Origin of the sequence: Streptomyces sp. NBC_00483, assembly GCF_036013745.1 — a bacterium.
In the GTDB taxonomy this organism is placed as follows: Bacteria; Actinomycetota; Actinomycetes; order Streptomycetales; family Streptomycetaceae; genus Streptomyces.
Genome location: NZ_CP107880.1, coordinates 5155749 through 5170712, shown reverse-complemented (window position 1 = coordinate 5170712; position 14964 = coordinate 5155749). Strand labels below are relative to the sequence as shown.

Below are 14964 nucleotides of genomic sequence, written 5' to 3'. Positions count from 1 at the left end.
AGGATGACGCACGGCACTGACAACACCCGCAAAACGCAAGAGGCCCCGGATTGCTCCGGGGCCTCTTACCTGTGTGCACTCGGCAGGATTCGAACCTGCAACCTTCTGATCCGTAGGCGGGTGCGGCGTCCCTACGGATCACTCAAGAGCGATGAGTGGGCTGCGCGAACCGATCGGCGGGACCAACCCCCGAGTCTGCTGCTGTGCGTCGTTGTACGCCTGTGTTGATGTCAGGGATTGATGTCAGCTCAGGCGGATTCGAGCAGGCGGCGGCCATCGTGTGAGCGGACGTGAGGAGCGGTTGCAGCGTCCAAGGCATCGAGCACGCGGACCGCGTAGACCTCCCCCATCGCCTCCTCGACTTCCTCCGGGGTGAGCCATCGCACAGCGGTCGACTCGCTCGACGTTCGCTCAGCGCCGGCGACTGGACGGCACAGGAAGACGAGAGCGACGACACCACGGCTCATGTTCTTGTAGACCCCGGTCAGCCTCTCGACAGAGACCTGGATGCCCGTCTCTTCAAGCACCTCACGCACCGCGCCGTCCTCGGGGCGCTCGTCCAGTTCGAGGACACCGCCGGGCGGTTCCCAGGTGCCGTTGTCCGCGCGCCGGATGACCAGGACGCGGCCATCGTCGCGCACTACTACGCCAGCGACCGAGACCGAGTGAAGCGGCATTGACGCGCCCTCCGGGTAGCGTTGCTTATGTACAGGAGCCTAGGAGGAACAGTAGGACATGCCCACGTCTTCCAGAGACTCAGGAAAGCCCAGGTACCTGCAGATCGCGGACGACCTGGTACAGCAGATCGAGGCGGGCATCATCGCGCCGGGCCAAAAGGTCCCGAGTGAATCCGACCTCATGGAGAAGTACGGCGCGGCTCAGGGAACGGCTCGCCGAGCGGCGGCCGAGCTGCGTGCCTCTGGGCTGGTCGAGACCTTCCACGGCAAGGGTTCGTACGTAAAGCGGCGCCCTCCTGTGCGGCGAAAGTCCTCGGACCGCTTCCGCAGGTCGCACCGCACAGCGGGCAAGGCGGCCTACCTGGCAGAGGCAGAGCAGGCGGGCAGCAAGCCCAGCGTGAGCGTTCTCTACGTCGGGCCGACCGAGGCCCCGGACGAGATCGCGGGACGGTTGTCTGTACCGGCCGGCGAGAAGGTGCTGGCGCGGCGGCGCCTGTACTTCAGCGACGGCATCCCCACCGAGGAAGCCACTTCCTACCTCCCGTGGGACATCGCCAAGGACATCCCCGAGCTGTTCGAGGAGAACCCCGGCGGCGGCGGGATCTACGCCCGCCTTGAGGAGCACGGGCACATGCTGAAGGAGCTGTCAGAGACAGTCCGCGTCCGCCTCGCGACCAAGCAGGAGATCGGCGCGCTGAGCCTGAGCCCCGGTTCGCCCATCATCCATCTGACCCGAAACGCAGAATCTGAGGCAGGCCGAGTCATCGAGGTCTGCGACACGTTCATGGCCGCTGACCAGTTCGTTTTGGAGTACCGCATCCCTGCGGGCGACTGAAGCACCTACCTCCTGACCACCAACCCACCGCAGCAAATTCGCGCGGTGGGTTGACTCATGTACAGGAGTTGGGCACTCTCTTACTTGTCACTCCTGCACAGGAGTACATGAGTGCAGGTGCTGGCGTATGCACCACCGCATGACCTCCAACTCAAGAGCGTGATCCACCGCAGACAGGACGGCCGTGACCGCACCGGCTGAGGCGAGTGGAGACCAGTCGGTCATCTCCCGTCAGGGACACGTGCCGACTCAAAAGAACGGATCTGCCCGAAGGGCACTTACGCCGCGCGAAGAGACCGAGACGCGATTCCTCGGAGGAGCGGGACTGAGGCACAGATCCATATCGCGCACTGCTCAACCTCCGCCGCGTTCCGATGCGGCGGCCGACTGCCTCCGCCGCTCGTCTCGTACGAGCGGCGGTGCGGGGAGTCGGAACTACCGACTTCAACGGCGCGAGCCCCCGGAGCAGCAACTCCGGGGGCTCTGTTCGGGCCGTTGTGACCTGCTAGGGAGACCACGACCCATGGAACACATCGTCACTGTTCAGGACGTTGTTACCGCGTTCGCTTCGGATCTGGAGCCCACGGACGCGGAGCTGGACGCCATCGAGCGTGAGGCCCCGCTGATCGACGCGGAGCTGGAACTGTTGGACGTACAGATCGAGCTGCTGGACCGCCCCGTCAACGAGGTGGACTCGCGCCGGCTGCGCCGCGCCCGCCGCAAGGTGCTGGCCGCGCACGTCGAGGTCGCCAACCACGGCACCGCCGATGGGGAGCGTGACGCCGCATGATCCGCATCGTCACCGCCAAGCGGCTCGCCCGGCTCGAAGCCGACACTCACGCCGCGTTCGAGCGGGCCCGGCAGGCGACGGAGGCCGCGAACACGGCGGCCACCCGGCACATGGAGGTGCTGGCCGCCGCCAACGGCCGCGCGGAGCGCGCCGAAGAGAGTAAGGAAGCGGTCGGCGAGATGTTCGCCGGCGCCGTGGCCGAACTGAGCGCCGCGCAGGAAGAGCTGCTGTTGCAGCGCATCGAGCTGCGGCGCCTTGGCGAGGAACTTGCCGAAGCGCGCGAACCGGGCCGCTACCTGTACCTGCTGCGGCACTACGGCGACCCCTGGATGATCTACAGCTCGCAGGAGGACGCCTACGCCGACACCGCCACCCACGGCGTGCCCGCGAACCGGGTGTGGGTGCGTGCTGGTGAACAACTTCCCTCCGAGTCCGAGTGGCGGCTGTCGCCGTTCACGTACGACGCCGGATCGAACGCGTTCCGCGGTGAGTTCGTACCCGTTCCGCGGTCACTCGGGGAGGCGGCATGAACGCTGTTCATCTCCGTTCAGCAGAGAAAGCACTGTCCGTCGGAACGTGGCTGATCGTGTCCGGGGCGATGCTCTACTCCGTGCTCACGGTCACGCCGCTGATGGCCAAGCACACCGCTCCCGAGTGGGCGTGGACCGCGCCGATTCTGCCGCTCGTCGTCGACGCCGCGGTCGTCATCGTGGTCAAGCTCGATGACGTGCTGGCCCGCCTCGGAGGGCACGGCGGACGCTGGCCCATCGTGCTGCGCTGGATGACCGGGCTGATGACGCTGGCGCTCAACACCGCCGACTCAGCGCTGAAGAACGACCTGGTCGGCATGGCTGTCCACTCCGTCTCCCCGCTGCTGCTCATCGTCACGGCGGAGACCGGACTGGCCTACCGGCGCGCCATCGCCAAGGCCGTCGCCGCACTGGACGCTCAGCGGAAAGCCGAGCGGGAAGAGCGCGAGGAGGCGGCCCGCGAGCGTGCCGAGCGGGCCCGTGCCGAGGCCCGCGAGGAGCGCGAGCACGCCGCCACGCTGGCGCGTGAACAGCGCGAGCACGAAGCGAGCTTGGTGCGTGAACAGGCCGAGCGGGAGGAGCGTCGGCGGCGCGAGGAGCGCGAAGCCCGCGAGCGGGCCGAGGCTGCCGAGCGCGAGGTTCGTGAACGCCGTGAACGCGAGCGTGAACAGCGTGAACACGAGCGGCTGACGCGTGAACGCCAGGCTCGCGAGCGGGCCGAAGCGGAGCAGCGCGAGCGCCGTGCGGCGGTTGAGCGTGAACGCCGTGAACGCGACGAGCAGGCGGCCCGTGAACGCTCCGCACTGCTGGATCGTGGCCCGGCCGCGGGCAAGCTGCCCGAGGACGAGGCGCGCCGGATCGTGGCCACCGCGTGCGAGAGCGGGCTGTCCGTGCGCCAAGCCGCGGAGCTGTGCGGCTGGTCGGTGGGGTGGGTTTCCCACCGCTACGGCGAACACCGCGGGCCCGACGCCGGCCAGCTGGCGATTGCGAGCGGCTGATGCCGACCGCCTACAGCAAGTGCTACGACCCCACCGGGCGCCGGTACGGGATACCGACCTACCCGTGGAAGTACGCGCCGGCCGGACTGGCCACCCGCCGACAGCTCCGTGCGAAGGGGCTGCGGCCGGGCGGCCAGGAGGTGTGCGCGCAGTTGATGATGCGGCACCGCGGCCGGAAGTCCGGCGCGATGGTCGCCTACCTCTACCGCGAGGACCGGGCGAAGCCGGTGCGGCCGATGACCTCGCGGAAGTGGGGCGCGCTCGCGTTGGCGATGCTCGCCCGCCGCACCTGCCCCGTCTGCTCCGTGACCTACAGCTACTGCCTGCCGACCTCGCTCGGCATGTGCCTGCTGTGCCACGACACCCCCGAAGAACAGCGCGTCGCCTGAAATCCCCTACCTGAGCTGGGAGTTTCGCTGTGACTTCCCGTACCTCCTCCCGTGCGCGCGCCGCGAAGGTGCCCGCCGGGGCCACCGTCATCAAGATGCCGCGCCAACGCCGTTCCGGCCGCCGCGCTCAGCCGTTCGTCGTGGTCGTGCCCGAACACCCCTCGCTCACCCGCAGGTTGACCGAGTGGCTCTTCCTGGCGCTGTGGGACCACCGCCGCGCACTCGCCCCCACCGTGCTCGCGCTGGCCGCGTTCCCGTTCACCGCGATCCTGCACGCGCTGGCCTGGTGGTCCGGGCTGCTGCTCGCCCCCGCCGCGGCGGCCCCGCTGGTGTGGCTGCTCGTCATGCAGCGCCGCCGCCCGGCCTCCGCACGCGCGGTGCTCGGCTGGCGGATCGGGTTCGCCCTGCTCGGCACGACCGCGGTCGCGTGGGCGTCGCTCGCCGCCGCGTTTGGGCCGTTGGCGGGGCCGCTGTCGTTGCTGTGGCTGCTCATCACGGCCGCCGCGCAGACCACGTGGCTGATCGTCCGCCACAACCGCTGACCTGAGGAGCAATCGTCATGAGCACCCCTCCGCGTACGTCGCCGCGTCGTCCGGCCGCCGCCAACGGGTCGGCCAAGTCCAACAAGTTCGCCAATGCCGGGGCCGCCGCGGGCGGTTTCGTCGGTGCGATGGGCGGTTCGTTCGCCCCGCCCATCAACATCAACGTCAGCAAGACCACCAACAACGCCGGCGGGAGTCGCGGGCAGGGTGGCGGTCGTCCGCACTCGCAGGCGCTGCTGCCCTCCCCGGAGTTCACCTCCCCGGCGCAGGTACGCAACTACTGCAACCACCTGCGGGCGGTGTGCGTGTCGCTGTCCATCGAGGTCGCCATGGGCGCCGAGATCCTCAAGGGCGTGCTCTCCACCGTGCCCGACCCCGAGGGCCGGATGGGCGGCTCGCGCATCCGCGCGATGCGGGTCTCGCGCAAGCTCAAGCGCTCCGCGGACGCCGCCCGCGATGCGGCGAAGAACGCCGCCGCCACCTACGCCCTGTTCCAGCAGCAGTACGAGGAAGAGATCAACCGAGTGCGCCACCGTGCCCGCCGCCCGCAGGGGCCGCGCATGGACTGGGCCCAGCAGTAGAGGAGGCAAGACACCATGGTCGAGCGCGACGCGCAGCAGCAACTCGCCGAGCTGCTGGAAGCCCGCCTGCAAGGCGGCTCCGACACCGGCGGGGTCGGCAAGTACCTACTCCACCGGGCCAAGCCCCACCTTCCGCCGTGGCTGGGCATGGGCGGGATCGGTCTGGCCGGGCTGCTCGGTCACCTCAAGTGGGCCGACAGCGTGCCCGCCGCCACCGGCCTCACCCTGACGTCGGTGGCGGTCACGGCCGGCGCGTACGTGATCGGGAAGACGACCAGCAAGCAGCGGCGCATCCACTCCGCCATCACGACCGCGCTCGGCGCCGGATGGCTGACCGCCGCCTGCCTCGCCGGACCGTCCGCCGGGCCGTTGGACGACCTGTATCTGATGGGCGGTCCGGCGGTCGCCGTATCGTGGAACGTGCGCCAGTTCATGCGCCACAACCCCGACGGCAACGGCGACGGCTCGGACGCCGGACTGCTGGAGAAGATCGGACTCGCCCGGGCGAAGATCGGTGCGGCGAAGGTGGAGGCCAACCGGGTCTCCGCCCCGCTCGCACTGTCCCCTGGTGAGCAGACCAACGAGGACGTCACCAAGGCGCTCGGTCGCCTCGCCTCCGCGCTCGACCTGCCCACCAGCGCGACGCGCTACGTCCCCAGTCCGGACTCCGCGCGCCGCGGGGAGCTGGTCATCGTCCCCGAGGACATGCTCGCCGAGACCGTCCAGTGGGTCGGCCCGTCGTCGTTGGGCGGCTCGATTGCCGACCCGCTGGTCATCGGCCGCTACGACGACGGCGCCCCGCTCATGGTGTGGCTGCCGGGCGACCCGGAGGCGGGGCGCAACAGCACACACGTGCTCGTGGCCGGGCAGTCCGGTTCCGGCAAGGGCGATGCTGCGCTGAACCTGCTGACCGAGATCGTCTCGCGGCGGGACGTCGTCGTGTGGATGTCGGACCCGAAGATGTTCCAGGACTTCGGCGCGCTGCGGCCCGCCCTCGACTGGTCTGTCGAGGGCGGCACCGGCACCGAAATCATGGTCAAGGCCGTGGAAACCGCGATCCCGATGCGCACCAAGTGGCTGGGCCAGCACGGCTATCGACAGTGGTCACAGGCCGCCGCCGACGTGCAGAACGACCCCGCCCACAGCTGCCGCGACGATGGTCGGGCGTGCGGCTGCCCCGGCATGCCGTTCCTCGTCACATGGATGGAAGAGGCCGCCAACACGCTGCGCGCGCTGGGCGATGACGCGTTCACCGGGATCGCGCAGGAGGCCCGTTCCGCAGGTATCTCGCTGGTGGTCTCGCTGCAGCGTCCCTCGTACGACCAGATGTCGACGAGCACGCGGGCTTCGCTGCCCTCGGTCGTCGCGCTGGGCTGCGACCCGCGCGACGAGGGGTTCTCGCTGCCGGATGCGGTCATCGACCAGGGCGCCCACCCCGGCGCCTGGGGCAACCGCCGCCCCGGCTACTGCTACGTCGTCTCGCCGGGCATCGACGAGGGCCGCTACCCCTCGCCGGGCCGCACCCAACAGTTCACCGTGCGCGCCGTCCCTCTCATGGAACAGCTCGCCACGTGGGCGCAGGCCAACGGCGCGAGCGCCGATGCGCACACGGCCAAAGCCGCCACCGCGGTGGCCGGCGTGCACTACACCGGCCGCCCGGACGCCGATGAGGACACCACGGCACCCGCGGGCGGGCAGGGTCGCCACGCGGCCCCGTACGAGGTGGAGGAGGACGACATGGAGGCCTACGAGCTGCTCGTCGACCCCGAGGACGCCGACATCGACCCCGAGGCCGAACTGGCCGACGCCGAACCGGGCGACGAGCAGCCCATGTTCGGCGCCGAGACCGGGCGCAAGCCCGGGCCGGAGGAGGCCCGCCGGCTGTTCGCCGCGGCGCTCGCGGAGTTCGAGGGCCAGGGGCAGATGATCGTGGGTCCGGTCGACTTCATGGACTGGTGCGATCGCAACCGGCTGTCTCGTCCGTGGGTCTCCGCTCGCCTGAAGGAGGCTGCCATGGAAGGCCGGTTGGAGGCGACGAACACCACCGGCCGGTGGCGGATCGTGCCTCACCCCGAGCCGACCCTGGCGGCCGCCTGACACCTGACACCGCCTGACACCGTCACGGCGGTCTGACACCAAAACCCCTAGGCACAGGCGCTGTCAGTAACGCGTGACGCCACCCGCTGACAGCGCCTGACGCCTGCCTGACACCCACACGCGCGCACGCTCACACCCTCGTGGGTGCGGGCCCGCGCGCCCGGAACCGGGAGCCCGCATGGAGCACCCCGAGCGGCCCACCGCCGCCCTCGAAATCCACCACCCGATCCCCCTCGCGCCCACACACCCGGCCCCCGCGCCGGCCGTACAGCCGGCGGCGTCCGCCGTGCAGTCGGTCGTCCTGCCCGACGGCCGCGTCATCACCGGCTACAGCCTCGCCCCCGCCCCGGCGCCCGCGGCGCCGACGGCGCGGCCGGTGTCGCGTACGGCGGTGAACATAGCGCTCACCGGCGTCGGGTTCGCCGGCGTGTGCGGCGGGCTCGCGCTCGCCGCCACCTTCATCGCCGCGCTCGCCGCCCTCATCCACCAACTGATGATTCTGGCCGCGGTCATCTTCGGCGGCTCCATCGCCGCCATGGTCTTCGGCCCATCCCGCGGTGGAGGCAGCGGCACGGTCGTCAACATCCGCAAGGCCGTCATCAAGCGCAACCACTTCCACAGCTGAGAAGGGACCTTCATGACCACGCACCCGACCCCGGTCGAGCTGGCGGACCGGGCCGCTGAAACGGTCCGCGACCTCAACTACGCCACCCTCCCGTGGGCCAGCGGACTGGCCTTCCCCGGTGACGCGTACAGCACCGTCGGCAACCTCTCCATGCTGGCGATGCGGCTTCCTCAGGCGCTGCGCCAGATCACGGGATTCATCGACCGACAGCACGAGCAGGGCGCCCTGTACAGCGACCAGGGCACCGACTCCCTGGAAACCCGCATCGCCATGCTGCGCAGCGCCACGGACGCCGCGGTCATCGCCGCGGACGCGCTGTATGCCGCCCTCGAACAGGCCCACGGCGCGCTGAGCCCCATCGGCGCGCAGGGCTACGGCCTCGACGACGAACCGTACGAGGAGGCCGACGACTGCCCCACCTGCGAGGCGGAGCAGGACAGCGGCGAGGTCTACCCGCACTGCTGCGGATGCGGCGCCGACGGCTCCAGCGAACGCCCCGACTGCACCTGCGGCTAGCTACGCCAAGGGCGGCCCCCTACGTCTCGCCAAAGTCGCGGGGCCGCCCTTGTGATCCAGCACGCCGTTAACGAACTGGAGGAATCCAGCATGACGCAACCTGCCGACATCCGGCGAGAGCCTGCCCGCGGTGACGGCCTGAACGAGCACCGGCGCACTGCCTTGGACCTCGCCGCATCCGGCGTTCCGGTCCTGCCGTTGCGGGCTGGGAAGGTGCCGTTCGGCAACTGCCGCCGCTGCGCGGGCAACGTGTGCGGCGGCCGGCCGAACATGAAGAACCCCGGTCCGTGCGTCTGCCCCGGCCCCTGCCACGCATGGGCCGCCGCGACCACCGACCCGGACGTCATCAAGTCCCTTGCATGGCGCCATGTATGGCGTCGCGCGAGCGCGGTCGCCTACCACCCCGGAGGGGCGGGGCTGACCGTCGTCGACCTCGACGACGCCGACGCGGTGACGTGGGCTCGCGAGAACCTGCCGGCCACCTGCACCGTGCCGACCACCCGCGGGGAGCACTGGCTCTACCTCGGGCGCATGCAGTCCGCCAACGCTGTACGGCCCGGCGTGGACATCAAGTCCACGATGTCCTACGCCCGTTGGCTCGGCTTCGGCACTGGCATCATGACGCCCCTGCCCGATGCCGTACGGGAGCTGGTCGTGAAGGGACCCGCCACGATCCGACCCGCACCTCAGGCCGTCACCGTGCCCTCCGCGGCCGGGATCGGGCAGTGCCGGCACCGCACACCGGCGTTCCTGGAGCGCGGTATCGCCATGGCTGAGCAGCAGATCAGCGACGCCATCAGCGGCGTGCACGCGACCGTCTACGCCACGTTCCTCGCCGTGCTGTCCACGCACGGCCGGTGCGGCTGCCTCACCGACACCCATGTCACGCGGCTGTTCACGGTTGCGCAGGCCAAGGGCGAAACGGCACGGCACTGCACGGAGGCGTGGACCAACGCCCGTACCAGGTTGGGACTGTGACCATGTCCGACGACGACAAGACCCCGGCCCGCGAGATCATCGCCGACTACGCCCAAGACCACTTCCGCTACTTCCGCACCCCCGACGGCACCGTCTACGCCCAGAAGAAGGGCCACCCCGTCGCCCGCCCGATCCGCTCCCAGGGCACCACGGGAAGCCACCGCCAAGAACTCATGGTCGGACTGTTCCGAGACGGATGCGGCGTCTTCAACGGCACCGCGCTCAAAGAGGCGTTGGACCTGATCGAAGCCCTCGCACTGACCGAGGACACGCAGGCTGTGCACATCCGGGTCGCCCCCGGATTCGACGGCGCGACCTGGTTGGACCTGGGACGCGACGACGGGCAGTCGGTCCGCATCCACGCCACCGGCTGGGACATCACCGTGCCCGACCCCCGCGAGGTCTGCTGGCGACGCACCCAACTCACCGGCGAACTCCCGATGCCCGCCAAGGACACCGCCGGCAAGGGCATCGACCTGCTGATGCGCCTGTGCAACTTCGCCGGCGCAGAGACCGAATGCCTGGCCCTCGCCTGGCTCATCGGCTGCCTCGGACCGTCCGTTCCCGTGCCCGCACCGTTCCTCACCGGGCCACAGGGCGCGGGAAAGTCCACCGGCGGGCGCATGCTCGTGCGGATCATCGAGGGCATGAGCGGCGACCTGCGCCGCGCCCCCAAGGACGAGGCGAATCTGATCGCGGCCGTGGCCGCGGGGTGGGTCACCGCCCTGGACAACCTTTCCCACCTGACGCCGGACCTGGCGGATGCGATGTGCTGCATCGTCACCGGCGCCGAGGACGTCAAGCGTGCCCTGTTCACCGACGGGGACGTCTTCCGCACCGGCTACCGGCGCCCCCTGCTCATGACCGGCATCGACGTGGGCGTCATCCGCCCCGACCTCGCCGAACGGCTCCTGCCGCTCCGTCTGGAGCGGCCCAAGGTGCGCAGGACCGAGGCGGAACTGTGGGCGGAGTACGAGGAGATCCTGCCCGTCGTCCTCGGCTCGCTCCTCGACCTCACCGTGAAGGTCCGCGCGGCCGATGCGGAGATCCCCACCGACCTGCGCATGGCGGACTTCGCGCACCTGTGCGCGCAGCTCGATGCGGCCACCGGGTTCGGAACGCTCCGCGCGTACCGGGCCAGCCTCGACGAACTGAACGACGATGTGATTGAGGGCGACCTGCTGGCGCAGACCGTCCTTCAGCACGCCGCCGGCATCGCGCCGGGCACCGAGGAACGCATGACCTCGGCCGAGTGGCTGTACGGCCTCACCCGTCTCTACGTCGGGGAGGACTGCCGTCCCCTGCCCAAGGGCTGGCCGACCACGGGCAAGGTGCTCTCCGACCGTCTCAAGCGGCTTCAGCCCACCCTCGCCGCCCGCGGCGTGTTCATCGACTGGGGCCGCACCAAGACCGCCCGCTACATCGAGCTGAGCCGCCCGCCGGCATCACTCATGCCCGAGCAGGAGCAGGTGTTCTGACTTGCGGCAGCAGCGGCCGGCCCTCACGAGCAAGAAGAGCACGCCGCGCCGGTAGTGCTCTTCTTGCAGTTCGGCGGCTCGCCGCCGCCCAAAGGTCGTGCCGCGAAGCGGCTCCTTCTTCGCCCTTCGCTTTCGCGCGCGAGAGCCGCGCACTACCAACAGACACCCCTCCCTCTCTTTTCCTAAGTAGAGAGACGCTGCGTCACCTGCGTCACCACGGGACGGAAAACGACCCCTGACCTGCCACAACAGCGGTGACGCAGACCGCAAATCCTGCGTCACCGTTCGTCACCCGCGTCACCCCGCATCACCGGCGACAGAAGCTCTTGCGTCACCGATGACGCGCCCCCAAACGTCTGCGTCACCCCAAAACCGCAGGTCAGAACCCGACAGTGACGCAGGTGACGCGATGACGCAGAAATCCCCACCTCGGACACACACGGGCTCTAGCTCCGCGAACCACCCTCACTCGCAGGCTCTGCCACTCCTGGAGGCAGCCACGTGCTCATCGTCGAAGACACAACTCCCGAGGCCTTGACCGTCCCTGAGGTCATGAAGGCCCTGCGCCTCAGCCGCTTCAAGGTCTACGACCTCATCCGCTCGAACGAACTCCCCAGCATCACGATCGGGCGGTCCCGCCGCATCCCGGTCGACAGCGTCCGCGCGTACATGCGCGGCCGATTGGAGGAAGTTGCCTGATGGCCAAGCGACGCGCCAACGGCGAAGGAACCATCACGAAACGCAAGGACGGACGCTTCCAAGCCGCCGCCTACGTCTACCGACCCGACGGGACGCGGACACGGAAGTTCGTCTACGGCAAGACTCGCGAGGATGTGGCCGACAAGCTCACGGAGTTGCAGGAGAAGACCCGTCAGGGCATCCCTGCTGCGTCGTCGACGATGGCCTTTGGCGACTACCTGACGTACTGGCTCGCCACCATCGCTCCGGAGCGGCTCAAGCCCTCGACTCTGAACAGCTACGAGGGGTTGACCCGCCTCTACATCCGGCCGGCACTCGACAAGAAGCGGCTGAACCGGCTGTCGCCAGCGGACATCCGCCGCTTCCTCGCGACGTTCAAGAACTCCTGCCTGTGCTGCCTGCGCGGCGCGGACCGCGAGCGCCCCAAGGAGAAGCGCGCGTGCTGCGCCGTTGGTCGCTGCTGCAAGCGTCTTCCCTCCGCGCGAACCGTGCAGTACATCCACGCGGTCCTGCGGTCCGCACTGCAACAGGCAATGCGCGAGGAGCTGATCGCGCGCAACGTCGCCCGCATCGTCGAAACGCCCACCGTCACGCCCAAGGAGGTACGTCCGTTGGACCCCGCCGAAGTACGGCTTCTGCTCAAGACCGCGCGGCCCCACCGTCTGTACGCCCTGTGGCTCCTGCTCGTCTCCACGGGCCTGCGCCGCGGCGAGGCTCTCGCGCTCACCTGGTCGGACGTCGACCTCGCGAACGGCCAACTCCGGGTGCGGCGCAACGTGCAGCGCATCCGGCGGGAACTGCTCTTCGGGACGCCCAAGACCACTCGGTCCATCCGTACGGTGCCGATGCCCCGGCATCTCGTGCGGGCGCTCACCCAGCACCGCGACCAACAGGATCGGGAACGCAAGGTCGCAGGGAAGAAGTGGCAGCCTGCGCCGGGTCAGCCGGACGGCCTGATCTTCACCACGGTCACGGGACGTGTGACCGACCCGCGGAGCATGAACCGCATGCTCACCATCCTGTGCCGGGACGCGAAGCTGCGGCGCGTGCGCGTGCACGACCTGCGCCACACCTGCGCCTCGCTCCTGCTCGCGCAGGGGGTCGATGCCCGCACGATCATGGAGACGCTCGGGCACAGCACGATCACGATGACGCTCGACACCTACGCGCACGTGATGGACACGACGCTGCGGGCCGCAGCGGAGCGCATGGACGACGCGCTCAATCTCGACGACCCCGAGGAGGAGCCGGAGGGGGAGGAGAAGGGCGACTAGGAGCGGCTTTCCGGCCGCGTTGATGTCACCCGCTGATGTCAAAGGCCCCCTGGAGAATCTCCAGGGGGCCTTTGAGCTGTGTGCACTCGGCAGGATTCGAACCTGCAACCTTCTGATCCGTAGTCAGATGCTCTATCCGTTAAGCTACGAGTGCTTGTTTTTTCTTTTTTTGTTGTCTCCGTTCCCGGCCTTTCGGCCCGTCCCGGCGACAAGAAGAACATTACATGACTGCCGCCGCCATGTGAAATCCGATTGCCCCACCCCGCGTGACCTGCGAAAACACCCTGCGGGGCAGTCGCCGGCCACACCCGGGAAGCACCGAAGCCCGGCCCTGGTGGACCGGGGCTTCGGACCTTGCTGCGGAGGCGGAGGGATCAAGACCCTCGACGGCTCGCGGCCAAGGGCGGCTGTGCCAGTTGGTGCCATCTCCGTGCCATCAGGAGGCACGTTGGCCCGGCGTGTGAGACCCGCAACGAACCCCATGATCGATTTCCATCGCGCTCGGCCCGCCGCCTAGCGTCCCCCGGGCACACCGACAGCCGGGGGGCTAATCGAGCGGAGCAAGACAGTGACCCCCCGGATCTTGGCCCGAGGCCACTCCTACGGCGGTGACCCGCTGCCCGGCTGGGTGCTGCTCACGATCATCGTCGTGTTCGCCGCCTACCTCGGCTACCGCTACTGGCAGGGCAAGTGATCCCCCTGGCGCGGGGGCACCTCGACGGCGTCCCCTTGTGGATCGATCTGACGTTCATAGGGATCTGTTTCGGTCCAGCCGCGTTTCTCCACTTCTGGGAGCGGCGCAAGTGAGCGGGTCCATCCCGAGCGGGTACATCCCGCCCGACCTAACGCACGACCAAGGGCTCGTGGTCCTGATCATGGGGACCGCCATCGCGGTCGGCGTCGTCATCCACATGTTCCGGAGGCGCAAGTGAAGCCGCGTACACGGATCACGGTGTTCGTGGCCTCGGTATCCCTGAGCATGGCCCTGAGTATCGGGAACCTCCTGACGGACCGCGAGTTTCCGGCCTGGAAGCTCACGGTGGCCATCATCAGTGTGACGTGCGGCGTCGCCGGTATCGCCATGACCCTGCGCGACTACCGCCGCGGGAGGTGGCCCAAGTGATGCCACGCTTGGGCAAGTGGGTGGACGCCCTTGCTTGGGGCTCGGCGCTCGTCGTCACCGTCACCGCGGTGACGGATCCGAGCTACTCGGCCTGGAGCCGCGTGTGGCGGCTGGCCGTCGGCGTCTTCCTCATCGGCAGCCTGTCCTGGAAGCTCCACGAGAAGCGCTGCAAGCGCCTCGCCCGGCGCCAGGCCCTGCTGACGCGCCTAGACCGCCTCCTGCGCGACGAGGTGAAGCGCCGATGAAGTCGCGTTGGGAACGGTGGCGCACCGCGGAGCCGCCGAAGAAGCTCACCCTCCGGCAGGCCGTGGCGGACGTCATCGTGTTTGCCGTCGTCTTCGGCGGCTATGGGCTCATCACCGGCGACTGGGACAGTGCGATCGGCGGAGGGGTCGGCGCCGGTGGGGGCACCCTGCTGTACCAGTGGTGGAACGGCCGCACCGCCCAGCCCGAGTACGAAGACGAGGACGGCGGCGATGATCAATAAGGTGCTCGTCCGGATCATGTACGCGCTGATCTTCGGCGGTATGGTCGCCTACGTCGCCCAGGACCTGTTCCACGACGGCTGGGTGTCGGCGGCCTTCGGTGCCGTCACCGTCGCCGTCTTCGGGGCCTGGAACCTGCGCCGGGCCACGGTGCCCCGCGACAAGCAGCTCGGCAGCTCCGGCACCCGTCTCAGCCGGTTCCTTCCCACCCGTACCGGTCTCGTGGTCATGCTCGTCGCGCTCGTGCTGGCCGCGGGGCTCGCCTGGGTCGGCGCGGGCGACTGCCCCACGACAGATGCCGCCGGGAAGTGCGGCATGCCCAGCCACATGAACTGGTAGCCGACGGG

21 protein-coding genes and 1 tRNA gene are annotated in these 14964 nt (G+C 69.3%); 20 read left to right on the top strand and 2 right to left on the bottom strand.

Going from position 1 to position 14964, the window contains the following annotated elements:
• Positions 1-248: 248 nt before the first annotated feature.
• Complete coding sequence (locus OHA73_RS23060; protein ID WP_327655998.1) at positions 249-677, bottom strand: NUDIX hydrolase; 429 nt, start codon at positions 675-677, stop codon at positions 249-251.
• 58 nt (positions 678-735) lie between these two features.
• Here OHA73_RS23060 and OHA73_RS23055 point away from each other — a divergent pair, with 58 nt between their 5' ends.
• The 14 genes from OHA73_RS23055 (at position 736) to OHA73_RS22990 (ending at position 13009) form a co-directional block, all read left to right on the top strand.
• On the top strand, positions 736-1512 hold the full coding sequence (locus OHA73_RS23055; protein ID WP_327655997.1) for a GntR family transcriptional regulator: 777 nt from the start codon (positions 736-738) through the stop codon (positions 1510-1512).
• A gap of 523 nt (positions 1513-2035) precedes the next feature.
• The gene (locus OHA73_RS23050; protein WP_327655996.1) at positions 2036-2302 is read left to right on the top strand and encodes a DUF6284 family protein; all 267 of its coding nucleotides are present in this window, start codon (positions 2036-2038) and stop codon (positions 2300-2302) included.
• A complete protein-coding gene (locus OHA73_RS23045; protein ID WP_327655995.1) occupies positions 2299-2832 on the top strand; it encodes a hypothetical protein in 534 nt (177 codons plus the stop codon). Before OHA73_RS23050 ends, OHA73_RS23045 begins: the two co-directional genes overlap by 4 nt.
• Positions 2829-3830, top strand: a complete 1002-nt coding sequence (locus OHA73_RS23040; RefSeq protein WP_327655994.1) for a DUF2637 domain-containing protein — start codon at positions 2829-2831, stop codon at positions 3828-3830. The genes OHA73_RS23045 and OHA73_RS23040 overlap by 4 nt, the downstream gene beginning before the upstream one ends.
• On the top strand, positions 3830-4219 hold the full coding sequence (locus OHA73_RS23035) for an RRQRL motif-containing zinc-binding protein (protein ID WP_327655993.1): 390 nt from the start codon (positions 3830-3832) through the stop codon (positions 4217-4219). Before OHA73_RS23040 ends, OHA73_RS23035 begins: the two co-directional genes overlap by 1 nt.
• A 29-nt stretch (positions 4220-4248) precedes the next feature.
• Positions 4249-4761, top strand: coding sequence for a hypothetical protein (locus OHA73_RS23030; RefSeq protein WP_327655992.1), 513 nt, complete (start codon positions 4249-4251; stop codon positions 4759-4761).
• A gap of 17 nt (positions 4762-4778) precedes the next feature.
• A complete protein-coding gene (gene traA, locus OHA73_RS23025; protein ID WP_327655991.1) occupies positions 4779-5342 on the top strand; it encodes a plasmid transfer protein TraA in 564 nt (187 codons plus the stop codon).
• A 15-nt stretch (positions 5343-5357) separates the two neighbouring features.
• A complete protein-coding gene (traB, locus tag OHA73_RS23020; protein ID WP_327655990.1) occupies positions 5358-7439 on the top strand; it encodes a plasmid transfer protein TraB in 2082 nt (693 codons plus the stop codon).
• 178 nt (positions 7440-7617) lie between these two features.
• Positions 7618-8064 carry a hypothetical protein gene (locus OHA73_RS23015; RefSeq protein WP_327655989.1) on the top strand — a complete coding sequence of 149 codons (447 nt, stop codon included), beginning with the start codon at positions 7618-7620 and terminating at the stop codon, positions 8062-8064.
• 12 nt (positions 8065-8076) lie between these two features.
• On the top strand, positions 8077-8580 hold the full coding sequence (locus tag OHA73_RS23010; protein ID WP_327655988.1) for a hypothetical protein: 504 nt from the start codon (positions 8077-8079) through the stop codon (positions 8578-8580).
• A gap of 90 nt (positions 8581-8670) precedes the next feature.
• The gene (locus tag OHA73_RS23005) at positions 8671-9558 is read left to right on the top strand and encodes a bifunctional DNA primase/polymerase (protein WP_327655987.1); all 888 of its coding nucleotides are present in this window, start codon (positions 8671-8673) and stop codon (positions 9556-9558) included.
• A 2-nt stretch (positions 9559-9560) separates the two neighbouring features.
• Positions 9561-11036 carry an ATP-binding protein gene (locus OHA73_RS23000; RefSeq protein WP_327655986.1) on the top strand — a complete coding sequence of 492 codons (1476 nt, stop codon included), beginning with the start codon at positions 9561-9563 and terminating at the stop codon, positions 11034-11036.
• A 501-nt stretch (positions 11037-11537) separates the two neighbouring features.
• Positions 11538-11735, top strand: a complete 198-nt coding sequence (locus OHA73_RS22995) for a helix-turn-helix domain-containing protein (protein ID WP_327655985.1) — start codon at positions 11538-11540, stop codon at positions 11733-11735.
• A complete protein-coding gene (locus OHA73_RS22990) occupies positions 11735-13009 on the top strand; it encodes a tyrosine-type recombinase/integrase (protein WP_327655984.1) in 1275 nt (424 codons plus the stop codon). The genes OHA73_RS22995 and OHA73_RS22990 overlap by 1 nt, the downstream gene beginning before the upstream one ends.
• Positions 13010-13090: 81 nt before the next feature.
• Here the strand turns inward: OHA73_RS22990 and OHA73_RS22985 are convergent.
• A tRNA-Arg gene (locus OHA73_RS22985) sits at positions 13091-13163 on the bottom strand.
• Positions 13164-13577: 414 nt separating this feature from the next.
• Between OHA73_RS22985 and OHA73_RS22980 the strand changes: the two genes are divergently transcribed.
• From OHA73_RS22980 to OHA73_RS22955, 6 genes are all read left to right on the top strand, one after another.
• Positions 13578-13703, top strand: a complete 126-nt coding sequence (locus OHA73_RS22980; RefSeq protein WP_267069823.1) for a hypothetical protein — start codon at positions 13578-13580, stop codon at positions 13701-13703.
• A gap of 109 nt (positions 13704-13812) precedes the next feature.
• The gene (locus OHA73_RS22975; RefSeq protein WP_267069824.1) at positions 13813-13941 is read left to right on the top strand and encodes a hypothetical protein; all 129 of its coding nucleotides are present in this window, start codon (positions 13813-13815) and stop codon (positions 13939-13941) included.
• Positions 13938-14132, top strand: coding sequence for a hypothetical protein (locus tag OHA73_RS22970; RefSeq protein ID WP_267069825.1), 195 nt, complete (start codon positions 13938-13940; stop codon positions 14130-14132). The genes OHA73_RS22975 and OHA73_RS22970 overlap by 4 nt, the downstream gene beginning before the upstream one ends.
• On the top strand, positions 14132-14377 hold the full coding sequence (locus OHA73_RS22965; protein ID WP_267069826.1) for a hypothetical protein: 246 nt from the start codon (positions 14132-14134) through the stop codon (positions 14375-14377). Before OHA73_RS22970 ends, OHA73_RS22965 begins: the two co-directional genes overlap by 1 nt.
• Positions 14374-14619 (top strand): hypothetical protein, encoded by a 246-nt coding sequence (locus OHA73_RS22960; protein WP_327655983.1) that lies wholly within the window; start codon positions 14374-14376, stop codon positions 14617-14619. The genes OHA73_RS22965 and OHA73_RS22960 overlap by 4 nt, the downstream gene beginning before the upstream one ends.
• Positions 14609-14956 (top strand): hypothetical protein, encoded by a 348-nt coding sequence (locus tag OHA73_RS22955; RefSeq protein ID WP_327655982.1) that lies wholly within the window; start codon positions 14609-14611, stop codon positions 14954-14956. Before OHA73_RS22960 ends, OHA73_RS22955 begins: the two co-directional genes overlap by 11 nt.
• Positions 14957-14964: the final 8 nt, after the last annotated feature.